We start from the raw sequence: 20,709 nt of genomic DNA, 5'->3' as shown, positions 1-20,709 counted from the left end.
AAAGTTCTTCTAAATTAGACATGCCTGATGATCTCCACAATTTTGTTTTCTTTAGCAAAAACTTTGATCGAGCCTCAGGCACTGAGCTCCCTTCTTAAGCAAATCTCAGGTTAATTAACTTCATTATATCTCCTCTCCATCTCAAAGCTAATACTATCCAGAGGGGAGGAAATTATTAAAATACTTCTTATCTATTTTTCACACCAACTTCAAATAAACAAGCTATAGCTATTACATATAATAGGCAAATCTCTGTGATAATAGCCAACAGGAGATTCTAGGACACAGAAAAAAGTGACTTACTCATAATCACCCCAAATCAAACCGCGGTGCCATAAATTGGCATACAAACAGGTTCCACAAATGGCATCAATCGATCATTCATAATCTTAATTGGATCGCAAAAACTCATTACCCGATCGGATAACGTTAATTGTAGTTGAGCTAACAGACAAAGGCTCGCGCTATCTCCAGCTTCTACGACCAAGAATACAGCATCTGTCCCGCAATCCTGGAGCCGTACCTGAATTAGCTCGCCTTGTACCGGCTTTTCTATCATGGCAAAACGGGAAAAATACCAGCTTCTTGGCATCTGCGGCTTAATAAAGCGGAAAGCCACTAACGCATTAAGAATTAATTCAGCCCTGGATTCATCTGAAATATTAATTTGGCGTGTCTGTTCTTCAAAACAATAATAAAGCGTCGCATCTTCTACAGAAAACGAAGTTTCTCCCATTGCATAGGGTGTCAGTATCTTCGCAGGAAAACAGGAACGAAAAACCATACCATTAGACAGGTCGAGCATTACACGGTCATGGTCAGTATCAAAATACCAGCGCCATTGGTCATCGGGTTTAATGTTCATGAGTTATCCTTTTATGCCAGAAAAACTTACATCGCCAAACAGATTGTAAATAACTTGCCCGCTATTCAGTGAAATAAGCCCTGCCATAATTAAAAGACACGTGAAGATACAGATAAAATTTAGATGTTCAGAGCAAATATAGATGAGTTGGGGGCAAAAATAAACCCCCAATGATAAATTAACAGCAAGATTTAGATATGATTGACGATATCTTTGATTAATTTTGGACCATGATAGATAAATCCAGAGAAAATCTGTATCAAAGAAGCCCCCGCCGCTATTTTTTCTCTGGCAGAGACAAGTGAATCTATTCCACCAACACCGATAATGGGAATTTTACCGCTTAATTCCTGAGAGAGCTGATGAATAATCTCTGTACTACGCAACTGGACCGGCCGACCACTTAACCCACCAGCTTGTTGGCAATAGTTAAGTCCTTCAACTAATCTCTTGTCTAACGTTGTATTAGTTGCAATAGCACCATCGATATTATGACGAATTAAACTATCTGCAATTTGAATCAACTCTTCTTGAGAAAGGTCTGGCGCAATTTTTACCGCAACAGGGACATATTTCTGGTATTTTTGTTGAAGTTCACTCTGTTTATTTTTAATCGCCGATAATAGATCATCCAACGCTTCGCCGTATTGAAGCGTTCTTAAGCCAGGTGTGTTAGGTGAAGAGATATTAATTGTGATATAGCCAGCATGAGGATAAACTTTATCCATGCAGATTAAATAATCATCTTTCCCATGCTCTACTGGCGTATCTTTATTTTTGCCAATATTGATCCCAATAACTCCGCCATATTTTGCCTTTTTGACATTCTCTACCAGGTTATCAACACCAAGATTATTGAAGCCCATACGGTTAATTAACCCTTCTGCTTCAACGATACGGAATAATCTCGGCTTATCATTTCCTGCCTGAGCGCGTGGGGTTACAGTGCCAATTTCAATAAAACCAAATCCCATTGCACCAAATGCATCAATACAATCGCCATCTTTATCAAGGCCCGCGGCCAGACCGAGGGGATTTTTAAACGATAGACCCATACAAGTAACAGGCTTCGTCGCAACTGACTGGCGGATCAGAAACTCGAAAGGACTACCGGTAATACGCTTAAGCTGACGGAAGGTTAATTCGTGCGCCCGTTCCGGATCAAGTTGGAACAACGCTTTCCTGACTAGTGGGTAGCACATAATTCTGAACCTATTTAATTAATCTATAAACATTAAATTATAAAAGTAAAACTATACACATTCATGTGCCACTTAGAAATTTTTGAACTAAAAAGCGCTCATTTTTAATCCTAAAAATATTTAGGCAGGTAGAGTAACCGAATAATATGGGATGAATCTACAGAAATATGCTAATTAGGCGCAAATCTCTCCTAGATGTTGCGCGTGAAAGTCGGGAAAATGCATTGATATAACAAGAATACACTGGTGACTACAATCGTTGACTTTTTTGCCCAAGATACTTTGCTTCTCTCGAACAACTCAAAGGGAGGCAAACCAATGGATGCTCTTTAATATCTTGAGCAATTTTCATACTACAAGTATCAAGCATCAACCAATAAAAATGTATTTCAATGCCGCAATAACAACAGCAATACCAACTGCTAATGTCAGTTTCTTAATCCAATCTAAATCTGTTTTTATAGTACCAATATCGGTTTTAATGCTCTCAGTAGCAACTGTTAGATCTGCTTTGGTGACAACACTTATGTTTTGCAGTTCTGTAATAACTTCAACGATTTTTTCAGACTGCTCATCGTTAAAACCAGACGCTTTGAGTGCCTTAACTGCTGTATGTGTATCCATTGTAAGTAAAGCCATTCTTTTATCCTCTAAAGTTGCTGGTTGACCGCCCTTAAATTAACGATAATACCATAGAGATATAAAAATTAACCACATATCAGTTTTACCATGAGATACTGACCACTGCATTTTACTTCCAACCCAATGCTGGCAAGAAGAAATTTATTATCCAGAAGATAAATTGGAAAAAATATCGGGCTAAATAACCATTAGCCCGATAAACAATTATCAGCTTTCTAATGCCTTGGTAATTTTTTCAAACAGATCACCAGACAGATTTTCCAATTCTTTCAACTGTTCCAACGCACTACGCATCATGTTTTGACGTTTTTCATCATAACGTTTCAGGCGAATCAGTGGTTCAATCAAACGAGAAGCAACTTGTGGGTTACGGCTGTTAAGATCAGTCAAAATTTCCACCAGGAATTGATAACCGCTGCCATCTTCAGCATGGAATGCAACTGGATTATTAACAAATGTTCCAATCAGAGCGCGCACCCGGTTTGGGTTACTGATACTAAATGAACGATGATTCAGAAGATTACGCACATTAGCCAGCACATCTGCCGCCGGGCTACTTGCCTGTAAGCTAAACCATTTATCCATCACCAGACCATCCTGATGCCATCGATCATCAAATTCCGCCATAAGTTGATCACAGCAAGGCAACTCTGCCAGCACCGCACCAGATAATGCCGCCAGTGCATCAGTCATATTGTCAGATTGATGATATTGATTTGATACCACTTTATCAGCCTGCCCTTGATGACCAAAGGCCAGATAATATAGACAGATATTACGCAGAGAGCGCAGAGCAATATCCTGATGAGCGACGCGGTATGCACCGATATTGATAGCGTTATAAATCACCGCAAACTCATCAGCCATTTCCTGAGCCAACGTACGGGTGATTGCATCCAGAACTTCATGAATCGCTTTAGGATCGATAATCGTAAACAGTTCCGCCATCTCACTTTCTGATGGTAAAGTCAGAATATGAGCCGCCAGAGCCGGATCAATTTCTTCATCCAATAATACCGCTCGGAAAGCATCCACCACATGCATTGGCAATTCGATCGGCTGCTTCTGCTGATAACGGATAACGTTCAATTTGATATAGTTTGCCATCAGCGACTGAGCCGCATCCCAACGTGAAAACGCATTGCGAGCGTGTTTCATCAGGAATGCCAATTGCTGATCACTGAATGTGTAATCCAGTTTCACCGGCGCTGAGAATTCCCGTAATAAAGAGGGAACCGGCAGTGACGGCACATCATCAAATACAAACGTCTGCTCTGCATTGGTCACATTCAATACATGGTGAACCAGTTGACCATCATAACGTAGCGGAATCACATGACCTTTACTGTCATATAACTCAATATCCAGAGGAATATGCAGAGGCAGTTTCTCTTTTTGATCAGTGGTAGGTGGTGTCATCTGACTGACATGCAACTTATATTGCTGCTTTTCTGCATCATATTCATCGCGAACTGTCAGTACAGGAGTACCAGACTGGCTATACCAACGACGGAAAAGTGACAAATCCACATTTGACGCATCTTCCATTGCCTGAACAAAATCATCACATGTTGCAGCACTGCCATCATGGCGATGAATATAAAGCTGCATCCCTGCCTGGAATCGCTCTTCACCTAGCAAGGTATGAATCATACGAATAACTTCCGCGCCCTTCTCATACACAGTCAGGGTATAGAAGTTATTCATCTCAATCACTTTATCCGGGCGAATTGGATGGGCCATTGGGCTGGCGTCTTCCGCAAACTGCGCCGAACGCATAACACGCACATTATTAATACGATTAACAGAGCGAGAACCAAGATCAGAACTAAATTCTTGATCACGGAATACCGTCAACCCCTCTTTTAAGCTCAATTGGAACCAATCGCGGCAAGTAATGCGATTCCCGGTCCAGTTATGGAAATATTCGTGGCCGATCACAGCTTCTATATTAAGGTAATCTCTATCAGTCGCAGTTTCAGACTTCGCCAGCACATATTTGGAGTTAAAGACATTCAGCCCTTTATTCTCCATAGCGCCCATATTAAAGAAATCCACCGCGACAATCATATAAATATCGAGGTCATACTCAAGGCCAAAACGGGTTTCATCCCACTTCATAGAATTTTTCAGGGAAGTCATTGCCCAATCAGCCCGATCGAGATTGCCACGATCAACAAACAGCTCTAATGCAACTTCACGGCCACTACGCGTCGTAAAACTATCGCGCAATACATCAAAATCACCCGCGACCAAAGCAAACAGATAACATGGTTTCGGGAATGGATCTTGCCATTTCACCCAATGGCGCCCATCATCGGTTTCTCCCTGCTCAACCCGATTACCGTTTGAAAGCAGATACGGATACTTGGCTTTATCGGCTGTGATACGCGTTGTAAAACGAGCCAATACATCAGGGCGATCGAGATAGTAAGTGATGTGGCGGAACCCTTCTGCTTCACACTGGGTACAAAGCGCATCGCCAGAAACATACAGACCTTCCAGCGCCGTATTTTTCGATGGATGGATCTCATTAACAATTTTCAAAGTAAACTGAGCCGGCAACTGCTCAATGACTAGCGTCCCCTCCTGCTCACGGTAATGCGCCCACAGTTGACCATTCACATGAAGACTTTTCAGTGTCAAGTCTTCACCATCCAACACTAATGGCGTTATTTCGTGACTCAGACGTTTTATTTGGCTGATTGCAGTGATTTCCGTGTTATCGGCATCAAGATTAAAATCGAGTTCAATATCAGAAATCGTATAGTCGGGAGCGCGATAATCCCGGCGGTACTTAGCTTGTCGCTGTTGTGTCATAAGAAACCTTTTTGTTTCATGCCTGATGGAATTAATTCAATACCAAGCCTTACGCTGCCATAGAAAGAGGTTGAATTTCAAGAGTGAATAACGCACCTTCTGACGTTAAACATTCATTAAGAACGAGTATGATGTTGTGTAAGGAATATGTTTATTCTTTGGTGCTTGTCATCACCTAATGATCAAATAACATGATAACATTTGACCAAAGGCCCTGTTTAGCTTCGATATTTTGGTGAACTATATGATGTTATGCGACTTCAATAACAAAATAATCCCGGTATACTCTTCCCACTTTATCGATTTAGCTAATACGAATACGCTCCGTGAGGATGCATAACGCGCTATGACACTAGACGCTACCCCAATTATAAAATCACTGCTTGATACTGACGCTTATAAACTTCATATGCAACAAGCAGTGTATCACCGCTACAGCCACATGCCTGTTGTTGCAGAGTTTCGCTGCCGCGGCGATGAAATGCTAGGTGAATATGCCACAGAATTACGCTATCAAGTTAATACGATGGCTGATTTGGCATTAACCGATGCTGAATTTAATTACCTTTCCAGTTTGCCTTTTTTCAAGGCTGATTATCTGGATTGGTTAAAAACTTTTCGTTTTAACCCACAACAAGTCAATATTTCTGTTACAGAGGGTGGCCAATTAGCTATCCGTATTTCAGGATTATGGCATGAAGTCATTATGTGGGAAGTTCCACTACTGGCGCTAATTAGTGAATTAGTTCATCGCTATCGCTCACCAGATAATGCAGTGGAAAACGCAGTTAATCAGCTACGCAAGTTGATCAAACTGTTCTATCAAAATGCTGAAAATGAAGGAATCGATCTCTCCAGTTTCAAACTGATGGATTTCGGTACACGCCGGCGTTTCTCACACTGTGTTCAACACGCTATCGTCAGTGAGCTGCAACAGCATTTCCCTTACCTGATTGGCACTAGCAATTATCAACTTGCACAACAGCTTGGGCTCCCTCCGGTTGGCACACAGGCGCATGAGTGGTTTCAAGCTCATCAGCAAATCAGCCCGGATCTGGCTAACAGCCAACGAGAAGCATTACAAAGTTGGCTGAAAGAATATCCTAACCAGTTAGGCATTGCCTTAACCGACTGTATTACAATGGACGCTTTCCTGCGGGACTTTGATGCCCAGTTTGCCAAAAGTTATCAAGGCTTACGCCATGATTCGGGTGATCCCGTTCAATGGGGCGAAAAAGCGATCGCCCATTATCAAAAACTGGATATCGACCCAATGACGAAAACGCTGGTGTTCTCTGACAGCTTGGATTTCCAAAAAGCGCTAGCGCTCTATCGTCATTTCTACAACAGAATAAACCTGATTTTCGGTATCGGTACGCAACTCACCTGTAATATTCCAGGGGTTAAGCCACTGAATATCGTCATCAAACTTGTTGAATGTAATGGCAAACCAGTCGCAAAGCTTTCAGACAGCCCTGGCAAAACCATTTGTGAAGATAACGAGTTTGTTAACAAGCTACGCGCAGCTTTTGATATACCTCAGGTTAAACAAGCTTGTTAACCCAAGTTTCATGCCAAAATACCACTGTGCTGCTGGCAGATAACGCAGCAGCACATCTGAAAAGCGCCTTTCCCCTCTATTTCACCATTTAAATTGATGATTTCCTCTTGTTTCCTGAAACAGGGCAAGTAACATAGAACAAGTTGCCCCTTGTGGGGATATTCAATTTCACAAACCTGAACTGATATATAAAGAAGAGAGAAATCTATGAGCGTAGCGCCTGTAGTCGACGTACTGCAAGGCCGGGTTGCGGTTGATAGTGAAGTCACCGTTCGCGGCTGGATACGTACAAGGAGAGATTCTAAAGCTGGCATCTCCTTCCTCGCCGTCTATGACGGTTCCTGCTTTAATCCATTACAGGCCGTCGTTAATAATAATTTGCCTAATTATCAGGATGAAATTCTGCATTTAACTACCGGCTGTTCTGTCGAAGTAACAGGGACAGTCGTTGCTTCCCTAGGTCAAGGGCAGAATTTTGAACTACAAGCGACCCAAGTCGTGGTGATCGGCATGGTTGAAGATCCTGATACCTACCCAATGGCAGCAAAACGCCACAGTATTGAATACCTGCGTGATGTCGCTCACCTGCGCCCACGCACCAACCTGATTGGCGCCGTTGCTCGTATGCGCCATACTCTTGCTCAAGCATTACACCGTTTCTTCCATGAAAATGGTTACTTCTGGGTTTCCACCCCGTTGATTACGGCTGCTGATACAGAAGGCGCCGGCGAAATGTTCCGCGTCTCTACGCTGGATCTGCAAAATCTGCCGTTAACTGACAAAGGTGAAGTGGATTTCAACCAAGATTTTTTTGGCCGCGAAGCTTTTCTGACCGTATCCGGGCAATTGAACGGTGAAGCATATGCTTGTGCATTAAGCAAAGTTTACACATTTGGTCCCACCTTCCGTGCTGAAAACTCTAATACCAGCCGCCATCTGGCGGAATTCTGGATGCTTGAACCGGAAATCGCTTTCGCCAACCTCAACGACGCCGCTTCACTGGCTGAAAATATGCTGAAATATGTTTTCAAAGCCGCATTGGCAGAGCGCGCTGATGATCTACAATTCTTCGCTGAACGCGTAGATAAAGATGTCATCACCCGCCTGGAAAAGTTTGTCAATTCTGACTTTGCTCAGATTGATTACACCGATGCCATTGAAATTCTGCAAAACTGCGGCCAAAAATTTGAAAACCCAGTCTTCTGGGGAGTTGACCTCTCTTCAGAACACGAACGTTATCTGGCCGAGAAACATTTCCAAGCTCCGGTTGTCGTGAAAAACTATCCAAAAGATATTAAAGCTTTCTATATGCGAATGAACGACGACGGTAAGACTGTCGCGGCAATGGATGTACTTGCACCGGGCATTGGTGAAATTATCGGCGGCTCACAGCGTGAAGAGCGTCTGGATATGCTGGATAAACGTATGGAAGAGATGGGGCTTAATAAAGAAGATTACTGGTGGTACCGTGATCTGCGTCGTTATGGCACCGTACCTCATTCAGGGTTTGGACTGGGCTTTGAACGCCTGGTTGCTTACGTGACTGGCGTGCCAAATGTACGTGATGTCATCCCATTCCCGCGTACGCCAAGAAGCGCAAACTTCTAATGATTGCGTAAAACAAACATTAAGAAATTATTATATATAAAGCCAGCAAAAGCTGGCTTTTTTTATTCTTCAAATTCAAGATACGATCAAAAATCCCATTCCATTTACATTTTGCAATATATTATTTTCACTTTATTACAAAAATCGTCACTTTGTATCAATTAAATGATAGATAAAGTCTACGGCTAATGAAAAACTGTGCCCCGACTCGGACATCACGATATTTTCATAAATAATTTCAACGAGTTTCTTAAAGGAATTATTTCTGTCAGTAACAGATGTCCGAATAACACCAATGACGGTAATTAACGATAGTAATTAAATGAAGGTAACAATAATGAAGGGTAGTATCTTTTCCGTGGTCATCCCCGTGCTGTTGACTGCTGGTGTAGCAAATGCCGCTGAAATTTATAACAAAAATGGTAATAAACTGGATATCTATGGCAAAGTTGATGCGCGTCATCAATTCTCTAAAATTACCCAAAGCTCAAATAAATCCCCTATCTATAGTGAAAATGGTGATGCAAGCTACATTCGTTTGGGCTTCAGAGGCGAAACCCAAATCAATGACCAACTAACGGGTTATGGCCGTTGGGAATACAATATTCAGGCTAACAAAGCTGAGGAAAACAATTCCGAAGGCAATCAAACCCGTCTGGGCTTCGCTGGTCTGAAATTGGCTAAATACGGTTCCCTAGACTATGGTCGTAATTATGGTGTTCTCTATGACGTCAATGCCTGGACCGACGTACTGCCAGTATTTGGTGCAGACTCCATGTCGCAGGCTGACACCTACATGACTAATCGTGCTACCGGTGTCTTGACTTATCGCAATACAGATTTCTTTGGCTTGGTTGATGGGCTGAACTTCGCCCTGCAATACCAAGGTAAGAACGACGAAGACAGCAAAAACGGCCGCAATTCAATTCGTAAGCGCGGTGATCTCATTAAGCCCAATGGTGGTAGTAATGGTGACGGCTTCGGCCTCTCTGTTACCTACGATATAGGCAATGGTATCAGCGTAGGGGGAGCCTACTCCAATGCTGACCGCCCGATTACACATGAAAGGCTCGTTACTTCTGTCGCTCGCGGCGAAAGAGCTAAGGCATGGAACGTTGGCGCCAAATATGATGCAAACAACGTATATCTGGCCGCCATGTATGGTGAAACTCACAATATGACCTCTTTCGGCTACCAAGATTTCGTCTCCGCAAAAACCCGTAATATTGAATTAACGGCCCAATATCAGTTTGATTCTGGCCTGCGTCCATCTCTGGCATATGTTCAATCCAAAGGAACAACTTCTTTCACTCATCAGGACTGGGTAAAATATATCTCTATTGGTTCTTATTATAACTTTAACAAAAATTTATCCACTTATGTGGATTATAAAATCAACTTAGTACATGACAACTTCTACACCAAACATCTCGATGTCAACACAAATAACGCGGTAGGTGTAGGTTTGGTATATCAATTCTAACAGTCTGATTAAATTAGGCAGGTTAATAGGAGATCCAATTAACATGTTATGGTGCTCACTTAAAGTGAGCACTACATTTTTTCAAGAATAATCATTATTAGGTATCTGTTAAAAAATGGTATATAACACATCGACAAGCATATCAGTAAGTTACATATAAGAGATATTATTGATGAAATAAACATCATATTTTACTCTTTTTATTAAAATAAACAGGTAATCTTCTTCCGCCACTGACTGCGATCCATTTTTCACTTTTTCGATCAACTGGACCGACCAGAGTTCAAAAAACGATCTCACATTTACATTTTGAAACACTTTGTTTCACATTTTTACTAAATTTTCTTTTTTATCGCATTTTGTGAGTGGATAAAAATAACAACCAATGAAACACTTGACAGTGAAACAGACGACACTAAACTCTCACAAATAGTTCCGTAAATTTTTAAAGAATTATTTTTGGCAGTGGCAGGTGTCCGAATAACACCAATGAGGGTAATAATAATGATGAAACGCAATGTTCTTGCAGTAGTAATCCCAGCTCTGTTAGCTGCTGGCGCAGCAAATGCAGCTGAAATTTATAACAAAGACGGCAACAAACTGGATCTGTATGGTAAAGTTGAAGTCCAGCACAAATTCGCTAACAACAAAAGCGGCGAAGATGGCGATAACTCCTTTGCTCGTCTGGGTATCAAAGGCGAAACTCAAGTTAATGACCAACTGACCGGTTTTGGCCGTTGGGAATACAATATCAAAGGTAACCGTGCAGAAGGTGATGACGAAACTAAGACTCGTCTGGCTTTCGCTGGCCTGAAGCTTTCCGACTACGGTTCTCTAAACTATGGCCGTAACTACGGTGCAGTTTATGAAGTCAACGCTTGGACCGACGTGTTGCCAGTATTCGGTGGCGACTCAATGGCGCAGACTGATAACTTCATGACCGCCCGTTCTACTGGTCTGTTAACTTACCGTAATACCGATTTCTTCGGTCTGGTCGATGGCCTGAATTTTGCTCTGCAATATCAGGGTGAGAACAGCAACAACACAGCTAACAACCGTGCCGACCGTAAAGACAACGGTGATGGCTACGGTTTCGCTACAACCTATGACGTAGGTTACGGTATCAGCGTCGGTGGTGCATACTCTAATTCTGCTCGTACTTCTGCACAAAAAGGGACTTCTAAGACTAAGTATGATTCTGATGCATTAGGTGATCGCGCTGAAGCATGGAACATTGGTGCCAAGTACGATGCTAACAACATCTATCTGGCAGCCATGTACGGTGAAACCCGTAACATGACCCGCTTCGGTGGAACAGTTGGTGGCGAGAATATGGAAAATATCGCCAACAAAACCCAGAACATCGAATTGACTGCTCAATATCAGTTCGATTTCGGTTTACGTCCATCCATAGCTTACGTTCAATCTAAAGGTAAGAGCCTGAACGACGATGCTGGTTATCACTATGCATCAGGTAAGAAAGCATCTAGCAGTAATGATCTAGTTAAATATATCTCAGTCGGTAGTTACTACTACTTCAACAAAAACTTGACTACCTATGTTGATTACAAAATCAACCTGTTGGATAGCAATGAATTCACCAAAGAGATGGGTATCAGCACTGACAACGTTGTTGGCGTAGGTATGATTTACCAATTCTAATTACCGTTGGTAAATAGATTTAGCTGAACAAGTTAAACATCATTAAGAGAAAGCAGCGCTTATGTGCTGCTTTTTTAGTCTTATTGTTTTCCTTCTTTTTCTCACTCCGCAAACTGCCTCACAAGATTATCTTCTTTTTACGACAAATAGTTGGCAAACTGCTTTAGCAACGTTAACCTGACTACCCTTTTGGGCTTAACTCTGAGCTTTGGAATTACAAACATGTTTGAGAAAATCACAGCAGCGCCTGCTGACCCTATTCTTGGCTTAGCCGATAGTTTCCGTTCTGATCCTCGTACAAATAAAATCAACCTTGGTATCGGTGTCTATAAAGATGAAACAGGAAAAACCCCTGTTCTGAGTAGTGTTAAACAAGCTGAACAATATTTACTGGAAAACGAAACAACAAAGAATTATCTGCCGATTAGCGGCTTAACCGAATTTGGCTGTGTAACTCAAGAATTACTGTTTGGCAAAGATCACCCAGTCGTCACAGATAAGCGCGCCCGCACAGCACAAAGCCCTGGCGGTACAGGTGCTTTACGTATTGCTGCGGATTTCATTGCCAAACAGACTAATGCTAAACGGGTTTGGATCAGCAACCCAACCTGGCCAAACCATAAAAACGTTTTTTCCGCCGCTAGTTTGGAAGTCCGTGAATATAAATACTATGACGCTGAAAAACACGCGCTGAATTTCGAAGGCATGCTAACAAGCCTGTCTGAAGTTCAGGCAGGTGATGTTGTTTTGTTCCACGGTTGCTGCCACAATCCGACGGGCATCGATCCCACCCCAGCACAATGGGCTAAGCTAGCAGAAATGTCTGCGGAGAAAGGCTGGTTGCCTCTTTTTGATTTCGCTTATCAAGGATTTGCCAAGGGCCTGAATGAAGATGCAGAGGGCCTACGCATTTTTGCGAAAAATCACAATGAACTGATTGTTGCCAGCTCTTACTCTAAAAACTTTGGCCTGTACAATGAACGTGTCGGCGCCTGTACCATTGTTGCTAGTGACAGCGATACAGCCGAAAGAGCGTTCAGTCAGGCTAAAGCGATCATCCGTGCGAACTATTCCAACCCACCTGCTCATGGTGCATCTGTTGTCACCACCATTTTGTCAAATGAAGATCTGAAAGCAGCTTGGGAACAGGAACTGACCACCATGCGCGAACGTATTCAGCGTATGCGTCAACTGTTTGTCAATACCTTGCAGGAAAAAGGGGCAAAACAGGATTTCAGCTTTATTAGTAGCCAAAATGGTATGTTCTCATTCAGTGGCCTAACAAAAGAACAAGTAGAACGTCTGCGTGAGGAATTTGGCATATACGCAGTCAGTTCCGGTCGTATTAACGTCGCTGGTTTGACATTGGAAAACATGGTTCCACTATGTGAAGCCATTGTTGCAGTACTCTAAATTAACATTTGCCTTACTATATTTACCTTACTATGAAAAAGTCGCTGAATTTCAGCGGCTTTTATCATTCAGAAGATTCGACACTCGACACAATTGCGATATTAATCTCATTGAGTACATCAAAATGAAAATAGAACGGGTTGATCATCACCAACCTGGTACTTCATCCTGTAAAAATGGATTCGTCTGGCGCTCATAACCTAACGTCGACATTGGCCCGTGCCCTGGAATAAATTCATAATCATCACCAAGTGGCAGAAGTTTATCTTTAATTGAGTTAATTAACTGCTGGTGATTACCGCGTGGGAAGTCACTACGCCCAACTCCCCCTTTAAACAGAACATCTCCCATATAAATCAGTTTATCCGCATGATTTACAAACACAACATGCCCTGGCGTATGCCCTGGACAGTGCAACACAGATAAATCAACGCCTCCTACTCGTAGTTCATCACCTTCATTTAACCAGCGATCAGGTTCAAATGATGGGCATTCTTCAATGCCAAACATCCGACTCTGAGCTTGCAAGCCTTCAATCCAGAAAGCATCTTCCTGCTGCGGTCCGTAGACCGGCACATTAAAATGTTTAGCGACTGCCGCTGTTGCACCAACATGGTCAAAGTGACCATGAGTCAATAAAACTTGGGTCAATTTCAAACCACGACGTTCTATCTCGGCGATCAGCTTCTCTGCTTCTCCCCCCGGATCAACAATTGCCGCCTCCTTACTCTCTTCATTCCAAATAAGGGTACAATTCTGCATAAAAGCAGTAACAGGAATAATTTGGTATTTCATTATTTCATTTACTCCATAGTCAAAACAAAATAGTTACTCACCAGATTACCATGTCCTGACGGGACCTGTATCAATATGAACGAAATTACTGTGTGGATAGTATCCTACTCCTCCCGCTTTCATTTTCAGAGCAGCCTTGCAGATACGACTAAGCTCAATACCTTCAATATGAAAATCCATCGCCCGCCCGCGAGTATGGTAACTCTGTCTAGCCACGCCTTTACTTTGCTTGCGCAACTGATTGTTGGTTACCAGTGAACGGTAACCAGAAATAAGTTGTACAGGTTTATTAATCCCCATCATCATTTGCAGCAAATAAATCTGATCAAATAATTTAGGATCGATAGTCTTAACTCTATTTTGACGATAATCTCGAAACAGATGATCCAAGCGGGCCAGCTCTTCTTTGTTGTAACGATAGCCGTCAAAAAATTCGGCTTTAATCGTTTCACCCGTATGTAAGTTGTCAAAACGTAAAATCCGTGGGCGTGGAGTGGCCAGAGTAGCAAAAGCATGCCCCGGAAAAAAACTCAAGCCCAAAGCAGCAGCCCCCACACAAAGCCACTTACGGCGATTATGATCAATTATATCCATGAAGAAATGTCTACTCAGATTATGGAAAAAGTAAATCACCAGGCAACTGGTCACTGGTCACTGGTCACTATGACAACTAATAACAAAAATTAGTTGCATTTAGTTTTGTAAAGGTAACAACTTTGACAAAAACTGGGAACCTTGTCTCACACTATTATCGTAATCATAAATATCGGTACGGTACTGAGGAATCCCCTGTTCATCTATCCAGGCAGTTAAATAATACAAATAGACAGGAATACGCTGTGGAATGTTGACATAAACGGTATTGCCCTGTTTCACGGTATCAGTCACTTTGTTTTGAGTCCACCCCACATCTCCCAATAACATATTTGCTAATTCTGAAGCCTTGTTAATCCGTACACAGCCAGAGCTGATCGCCCGGATGTCTTTGTTAAACAAGTTATGGTTCGGCGTATCATGCAAATAGATAGCATCCGAATTTGGCATATTAAATTTATAGCGGCCTAATGAGTTAGTCGGTCCCGGAGCTTGCCATATTCGATAAGGAAAGTTAGCAGGCGTAATCACGCTCCAATCAATCGTATAAGGGTCGATGACACTGGCATCAGCACGCCAGTTGGAAAAGATAACGTATCCTCCCCGTTGAAAATATCCGGGATCATCAAGCCCTCGTGGTGCGATATCTTTTCTTGCCAGGCTAGTTGGCACACTCCAGGGAGGATTAATCACCACATTATTCAGCACACTACTCATAATGGGTGTTTTACGGCTTGGACGACCAACGATCACTTTCGAATCCAACACTTCCTGATCATTAAGATAATAATACAATGAATAATCTGGAATATTGACCATAATTCCTGTAGACACATGGCTTGGGATAATACGCAAGCGTTGGATATTAAGCGCTATCAAACCCGCTCTAGTTTGAGGTGAAGTATTTAACCAATCTCTTGTGCGTTTACCAATTACTCCATCCTGCGCCAACCCTTGCCAATGCTGAAAATTTTTTACCGCAGTCACCAGTTCAGGATCGTAGACATGATCTGCTTGAGCTGTCAGTTCACTCAACATCCCAAGGCGAATAAGTATTTCTCTCAACACAGCGACATCAGAACTACTCTGTCCCGGTTTTAGCGCACTTTTATCAGAAAGCTGTGGCCACGGTTTACTATCAGCCAGTTGTTTCATCATCTCCTTGCGCATATTTTCATATTGAGGATGTTGTGGCGCCAATGCTGCAACATAAGCGGCCACATTGTGATCGATAATAGCTTGCTGCCACTGATCTATAACTGCTGGTGAAGGTAATATAATTTTGTATGGTGTAGTGCTGTTATATAACATAGTGCGATAGAGCCAGCTTTGGCCCTGCTGACCGACATCTGAGACAAATTGTAAATAACCTAGCATAGCATCCGATAAGATGAGATCACGTCCCATCTGACTCAATTGAGCCTCATTGAGTTCAGTCAGCCATTGACCAAATTGCGGCTGAAACCCTGCCAATGCAAGTTCTGAAAGTTGTTGTTCAAAACGTTGAACCGCAATTTTATCTTGCCACAAAGGTTGCATCTGATTGGCAGAGTACAAACGAACCAATTGGTCAAAGAAAACAGGCTTAACTTGCGCTGGTATCCAGCTTCGCAGCATTTTACGACGCTCTGTTTCTGAAATCACAGCAGTTTGCGCTTGTTCGAGTGTTATTGCCTCAGATATCTTTTCAGTCTCTATTTTTGATAGATTCTGCGTATCACCTTCAATCAGCCTATTCTGATGATTAGCTAAAGCATATCCAGCTACCATGAATGTACTGCAAATAACCGAAACGCGCAGTGGCTTTATCACTCTTTTTACCATATCAACATACCCATCTTCGGAACATCTTCACAAATTAATTTTAATTATGACAAATTCAGACGCTGATCAAAGAAAAACAATAAGTTAGTTAAATTGTAAACTATTTGTTTGCAAAGGAAATAGAGTAATCAACTACAAGTAAACCAACACACAAGAGCAAAAAAGACGCCAAAGCGTCTCGTCTATAATTCAAGGTATGCAAACCGCTTTCTTTATTCAGCAGAGAGACCCACCTAATAACAGGCAGGCCCTCAATTCAACGCCATTCCTACAATAATTTCTGGTTTACTACAAAGCAACTATCATGAAACCGTACCATATGCAGCGAGAAATGACTGAACAGCGATGGCAATTCGCTGAGATTTCTCCTCTGGAGTCGGTAAACCAATACCCAAAGTAGCCTTAAGCCTTGGCGTTCCAATGATGCCATCGATAAACACCTCTGCGGAGATTTTCGGGTCTACTATGTTCAATTTTCCCTCCTTCATCTTTCGTACCAGATATTCGACAAGAAAATCTACGATCTTTTTGACTCCCTTTTCATAATAGATCTTACCTAACTGCGGAAAACGTTGAGACTCCAACGTTACCACCCGGTAGTTTGCGATCATTGTCTCAGAGAGAATTGCCGTGAGAACTTCCTCTGCAAAAATGGTTAACGCTTTCCCAATATCTGGTTCGCGGTTCATCGTCTTGTCCAGACCGACTTCAACTTCTTCTATTCTTTGCCTGACGACAGCGACTAACAACTCTTCTTTAGAAGGGAATCGGCTATAATAGGTTCCCTTCGAAGCATTAGCACGTTTCGCCATCTCATTGATACTGGCACCATCAAAACCCCGTTCTGCAAATACCTGAGCAGCAATTTTTAACAGCTCGTTAACTCGTTCTCCTGAAATTCTAGAGTACGAACGGGTTCTTTTGTGATCTGTTTGGGCTTTAGGTGTACTTGTCATGTAAAAAAACCTAAATTTTTATTGGTACCGAACGGTACGGTATACTATTATTAAGACTATAGCAGTAACACGACTGATGGCTGTGATCCTAGCCAGCTATAGTCACCATGATTCTTTCAGAATCACATCGTACTACTTATGGAGAAAAAAGAAATGAACGTTGGAATAATCGGCTCAGGGATTGGTGGTGCATGCCTGGCACATGGCCTGCGTAAAAATGGAATAAAAGTGAAAGTTTATGAACGTGGCTCTGCTACGTCATCCATACTTCCCGGTTATGGCATTTACGTCGATACGTTCGGCCAGCAGGCTATGCAGGAATGCCTACCGGAAACTAACTGGTTAACCTTTAAAAAGATTTCAAAACCTGTCGGTGGACAGACAAGATTCTATGATGAACATCTACATCTTCTTCTTGAGGCTCAGAGAAATATTCACGGAGAGGATGGACAAATTATTACCGAAGATCGGATGTCAATCAGCAGATCTGAACTTATAGAAGTACTAAACGAGGGGCTATCAGACACCGTTCAATGGAACAAAACGTTCGAGCGCTATGAACACATGCAAAACGGTAAAGTCAGGCTTTTTTTCACAGATAAAAGTCATGAGGATGTTGATGTTCTTATCGGTGCAGATGGAAGCAATTCAAGAGTACGCAAGCAGTACCTCCCCGCGATAAAAAGGCTTGATATTGGCGTCACTCTCACCGTTGGACGTGTGCGCCTTACCCAAGCTCTTGCTGACTCATTGCCTCCATATTTGCTGGATGGGTCGCCCAACAATATCGTGCCTAAAAGCTCTGGTGGATTGTTTGTCTCTCTATGGCGTGCTCCAATCAATACCCAAGTAAAGGCCACATCGGCAGAAATTGGCGATTTTGTCATGTGGGCCTACGCAGCAGCAACGAATAGCTATCCGAATACGATTACCGATTTTCCCGCGGAATCTCTGTGTGATCTGATCTGTACCCGTATTGCTGCATGGGACCCAAACCTGCATACCTTGATTAAGCAGAGTGATATGGAAAACATCTCTGTGATTCCGTTACGCAGTATGGATCATCTCTTACCCTGGCGTTCCAGCGCTGTCACACTCCTTGGCGACGCTATTCACAACATGACGCCAATGGTGGGCATGGGAGCAAATACAGCGCTTCGAGACGCACTTTTGCTCACACAGACTCTGACTCGGGTAGCGTCAGATCATGAAGATTTAATCAAAGCGATTTCAGATTATGAACAACAAATGCGAACATATGCTAATGAAGCCGTTGAGATTTCGTTACGTACCGCGTTAAATGCAGCCGATCGTTCGATGATCAAGCGAATACTGTTTCGAACTGTACTTCGGGTTGCACAAACTTTACCGCCAATAAAGCGAGTGCTATTCCCGATAACAAAATCTGCGCAACACCAGGGAAAAATAAAATTAGGTACTACACACTCTTTGAGTAGTACGCAATAAGAGGCTTTCACTTTACCTCCAGATAACTTGAATAAACGATTAGCAAAGAATTTGCTGTAATATTGCGTCGGCTCAAGAATAGAGTCTGGTTTTGGTAAACCAGTGAGAACTTCTTTTTGAAAAATAAAGACTTGATAAGGCAGAATCGATTATTTACTATCGTATCGGCCAGAATATCTTGTCTAAAAAATATAATAAAAATCCATGCCCGGATTATCTGGTAGGTTTTTGCCAAATTTACAATGGCTTAAATCTATATTTTCCGGGCTACAAAAAAATTAAAGAAGCTATGTATTTTTAAATCTATTAATTTTGTCATTTATAATATCCAGATAATTCACTGGCAATTAATGAAAATAATTGAAAGTTAATATAATATTTTAAATCAATTAGTTAACTCAGTAAAACAGAACAGAAAACCTTATTCGATTCATATCATTACATTTAATTATCCGAGAGTCTGTACATAATCCACAGTATTTTTACATTTAAAATCCTTTTACATTTAAAATTCAATTGCCCTCCTTAATCACAAACATCAATATTCAGCAGCATTTAATTATTTAACCTGTAATATCATTATTTTAAAAATAACAAACATTTAATTAATAGAAGAAAATAATAAATTATAGATAAATTTTTTATTATTATTTTTATATTCTCATCATCATTTTCAGGGATATGTGTAACGTCACACTTTAAATACGTGGTTTGAATTCACAGTATCCATTACTTTGTAAGCACAAAACATTCATATTGTAACGATCATTCATAAACCCGGAAACTTCACAAATTTCTGACACTATTCTTCCCGGTTCCATTGCGATCTTTTCTATTACCACCACCAAATTCACACTTTTGGCAATCATCCAACCTATAGTTTCAGGCGTAAAACCCTGCGCCGCTTCATTTTCATAAATGTAATGCGCCAGTTTTTGTAACCCCTCTTCAGATGAGTTGGCATGCATGGTTGCTACTCCTCCAGGATGGCCGGAATTCCAACTCTTGAGCAAAGTATAAGCTTCACCGCCGCGAATCTCACCCACTACAATCCGGTCTGGACGCAAACGCATTGTCGTTCGCAGCAAACGACGCATATCCACATCCTTACTAGTTCGTAACAGCGCCCGGTTAGCATTATTAAGCTGTAATTCCATCGTATCCTCAATCGCCACAATACGGTCACTCGGGCATTGCAGGCTAATCTCGTACAAAATAGTGTTAGCCAGCGTCGTTTTCCCACTGCCGGTACCCCCAACGATTAGAATATTCTTGCGCATCATCACAGCTTCACGAATTGCCTCAATTGGGTGTTCAAAACTGCGTTTATAACTCGCTATTCCAGATGCCAACCGCATGGCGGTAACGCCTATCGGCTTAATAATGCCGCTTTTGCGGTAATCAGACAGCGATAATACCACCGGAGAGTGTTTACGAATGGCAATAGTCGGCGCATTTGCCAGCGGAGGCAAGACACCGGCAATCCGAGCGCTCCCCAATGGAAATTCACCTTCAATCAGACCCACATCAACGCCAACATCTGACTTTTGCAACGAAGCCGAAATCAGTAAAATCCGCTCTGCCGCATCCGCCGGAAAATGAGATTGCGCTTCATTCATGCCTTGGTTATGCAATTCAATCCACAGTTTTCCATCAGGATTAATGATGATTTCCACCACGTCTTTGTCATCAAGCGCTCGGAGGATAATCGGCCCGCAAGCTTCTCTCAGCTCATTCAACGCCTTCTCACGACATACGCCGCCTGTTCCTTGAATTTCACTGGTTCCAGTTTCAATATTCTGCCTGATTTTCATCGT

General features: G+C 42.1%; 15 protein-coding genes. 6 read left to right on the top strand and 9 right to left on the bottom strand.

Features of this window, described 5'->3' with window-relative positions; translation table 11 throughout:
* Positions 1–319: 319 nt before the first annotated feature.
* From C6H66_RS14945 to pepN, 4 genes are all read right to left on the bottom strand, one after another.
* Positions 320–865, bottom strand: coding sequence for a cell division protein ZapC (locus tag C6H66_RS14945; protein WP_105395992.1), 546 nt, complete (start codon positions 863–865; stop codon positions 320–322).
* A 191-nt stretch (positions 866–1,056) separates the two neighbouring features.
* Complete coding sequence (gene pyrD, locus C6H66_RS14940) at positions 1,057–2,067, bottom strand: quinone-dependent dihydroorotate dehydrogenase (RefSeq protein WP_105395991.1); 1,011 nt, start codon at positions 2,065–2,067, stop codon at positions 1,057–1,059.
* Between the two features lie 369 nt (positions 2,068–2,436).
* Positions 2,437–2,706 carry a CCDC90 family protein gene (locus tag C6H66_RS14935; protein ID WP_046396460.1) on the bottom strand — a complete coding sequence of 90 codons (270 nt, stop codon included), beginning with the start codon at positions 2,704–2,706 and terminating at the stop codon, positions 2,437–2,439.
* Positions 2,707–2,916: 210 nt separating this feature from the next.
* Positions 2,917–5,529: an aminopeptidase N gene (pepN, locus tag C6H66_RS14930; protein ID WP_105395990.1), complete on the bottom strand. Its 2,613-nt coding sequence runs from the start codon at positions 5,527–5,529 to the stop codon at positions 2,917–2,919.
* Positions 5,530–5,875: 346 nt separating this feature from the next.
* Here pepN and pncB point away from each other — a divergent pair, with 346 nt between their 5' ends.
* The 5 genes from pncB (at position 5,876) to C6H66_RS14905 (ending at position 13,256) form a co-directional block, all read left to right on the top strand.
* Complete coding sequence (gene pncB, locus C6H66_RS14925; protein WP_105395989.1) at positions 5,876–7,090, top strand: nicotinate phosphoribosyltransferase; 1,215 nt, start codon at positions 5,876–5,878, stop codon at positions 7,088–7,090.
* Between the two features lie 207 nt (positions 7,091–7,297).
* Positions 7,298–8,698 (top strand): asparagine--tRNA ligase, encoded by a 1,401-nt coding sequence (gene asnS, locus C6H66_RS14920; protein WP_105395988.1) that lies wholly within the window; start codon positions 7,298–7,300, stop codon positions 8,696–8,698.
* Between the two features lie 337 nt (positions 8,699–9,035).
* Positions 9,036–10,181 (top strand): porin, encoded by a 1,146-nt coding sequence (locus tag C6H66_RS14915; protein ID WP_105395987.1) that lies wholly within the window; start codon positions 9,036–9,038, stop codon positions 10,179–10,181.
* Between the two features lie 504 nt (positions 10,182–10,685).
* Positions 10,686–11,843, top strand: coding sequence for a porin OmpC (ompC, locus tag C6H66_RS14910; protein WP_282183121.1), 1,158 nt, complete (start codon positions 10,686–10,688; stop codon positions 11,841–11,843).
* Positions 11,844–12,065: 222 nt separating this feature from the next.
* Positions 12,066–13,256 carry an amino acid aminotransferase gene (locus C6H66_RS14905; RefSeq protein ID WP_105395986.1) on the top strand — a complete coding sequence of 397 codons (1,191 nt, stop codon included), beginning with the start codon at positions 12,066–12,068 and terminating at the stop codon, positions 13,254–13,256.
* 147 nt (positions 13,257–13,403) lie between these two features.
* On the opposite strand, the gene C6H66_RS14900 is transcribed toward C6H66_RS14905, so the two are convergent.
* The 4 genes from C6H66_RS14900 to C6H66_RS14885 form a co-directional block, all read right to left on the bottom strand.
* Positions 13,404–14,051 carry an MBL fold metallo-hydrolase gene (locus tag C6H66_RS14900; RefSeq protein WP_105395985.1) on the bottom strand — a complete coding sequence of 216 codons (648 nt, stop codon included), beginning with the start codon at positions 14,049–14,051 and terminating at the stop codon, positions 13,404–13,406.
* Between the two features lie 45 nt (positions 14,052–14,096).
* Positions 14,097–14,645: a peptidoglycan L,D-endopeptidase MepK gene (mepK, locus tag C6H66_RS14895; RefSeq protein ID WP_105395984.1), complete on the bottom strand. Its 549-nt coding sequence runs from the start codon at positions 14,643–14,645 to the stop codon at positions 14,097–14,099.
* A gap of 99 nt (positions 14,646–14,744) precedes the next feature.
* Entirely contained in the window at positions 14,745–16,469 is a 1,725-nt protein-coding gene (gene ldtD / locus C6H66_RS14890) for a L,D-transpeptidase (protein WP_105395983.1), read from the bottom strand.
* Positions 16,470–16,771: 302 nt separating this feature from the next.
* Positions 16,772–17,425: a TetR/AcrR family transcriptional regulator gene (locus tag C6H66_RS14885; protein ID WP_046396467.1), complete on the bottom strand. Its 654-nt coding sequence runs from the start codon at positions 17,423–17,425 to the stop codon at positions 16,772–16,774.
* Between the two features lie 153 nt (positions 17,426–17,578).
* Here C6H66_RS14885 and C6H66_RS14880 point away from each other — a divergent pair, with 153 nt between their 5' ends.
* Positions 17,579–18,892 carry an FAD-dependent oxidoreductase gene (locus C6H66_RS14880; protein ID WP_105395982.1) on the top strand — a complete coding sequence of 438 codons (1,314 nt, stop codon included), beginning with the start codon at positions 17,579–17,581 and terminating at the stop codon, positions 18,890–18,892.
* Between the two features lie 698 nt (positions 18,893–19,590).
* Here the strand turns inward: C6H66_RS14880 and C6H66_RS14875 are convergent.
* Positions 19,591–20,706, bottom strand: coding sequence for an ATPase, T2SS/T4P/T4SS family (locus C6H66_RS14875; RefSeq protein WP_105395981.1), 1,116 nt, complete (start codon positions 20,704–20,706; stop codon positions 19,591–19,593).
* Between the last annotated feature and the right edge of the window lie 3 nt (positions 20,707–20,709).

Origin of the sequence: Photorhabdus hindustanensis (genome assembly GCF_002968995.1) — a bacterium.
GTDB lineage: Bacteria > Pseudomonadota > Gammaproteobacteria > Enterobacterales > Enterobacteriaceae > Photorhabdus > Photorhabdus akhurstii.
Note: the sequence above shows the minus strand (reverse complement) of the source record. Positions and strands in the feature narration are given on the sequence as shown.

Coding starts and splice junctions, on each gene's coding strand:
- ompC (WP_282183121.1), top strand. CDS start 10,686: ATGATGAAACGCAATGTTCTTGCAGTAGTAATCCCAGCTCTGTTAGCT.
- C6H66_RS14885 (WP_046396467.1), bottom strand. CDS start 17,425: ATGACAAGTACACCTAAAGCCCAAACAGATCACAAAAGAACCCGTTCG.
- asnS (WP_105395988.1), top strand. CDS start 7,298: ATGAGCGTAGCGCCTGTAGTCGACGTACTGCAAGGCCGGGTTGCGGTT.
- pncB (WP_105395989.1), top strand. CDS start 5,876: ATGACACTAGACGCTACCCCAATTATAAAATCACTGCTTGATACTGAC.
- C6H66_RS14935 (WP_046396460.1), bottom strand. CDS start 2,706: ATGGCTTTACTTACAATGGATACACATACAGCAGTTAAGGCACTCAAA.
- ldtD (WP_105395983.1), bottom strand. CDS start 16,469: ATGGTAAAAAGAGTGATAAAGCCACTGCGCGTTTCGGTTATTTGCAGT.
- C6H66_RS14915 (WP_105395987.1), top strand. CDS start 9,036: ATGAAGGGTAGTATCTTTTCCGTGGTCATCCCCGTGCTGTTGACTGCT.
- pyrD (WP_105395991.1), bottom strand. CDS start 2,067: ATGTGCTACCCACTAGTCAGGAAAGCGTTGTTCCAACTTGATCCGGAA.
- C6H66_RS14880 (WP_105395982.1), top strand. CDS start 17,579: ATGAACGTTGGAATAATCGGCTCAGGGATTGGTGGTGCATGCCTGGCA.
- C6H66_RS14900 (WP_105395985.1), bottom strand. CDS start 14,051: ATGAAATACCAAATTATTCCTGTTACTGCTTTTATGCAGAATTGTACC.
- C6H66_RS14905 (WP_105395986.1), top strand. CDS start 12,066: ATGTTTGAGAAAATCACAGCAGCGCCTGCTGACCCTATTCTTGGCTTA.
- pepN (WP_105395990.1), bottom strand. CDS start 5,529: ATGACACAACAGCGACAAGCTAAGTACCGCCGGGATTATCGCGCTCCC.
- C6H66_RS14945 (WP_105395992.1), bottom strand. CDS start 865: ATGAACATTAAACCCGATGACCAATGGCGCTGGTATTTTGATACTGAC.
- mepK (WP_105395984.1), bottom strand. CDS start 14,645: ATGGATATAATTGATCATAATCGCCGTAAGTGGCTTTGTGTGGGGGCT.
- C6H66_RS14875 (WP_105395981.1), bottom strand. CDS start 20,706: ATGAAAATCAGGCAGAATATTGAAACTGGAACCAGTGAAATTCAAGGA.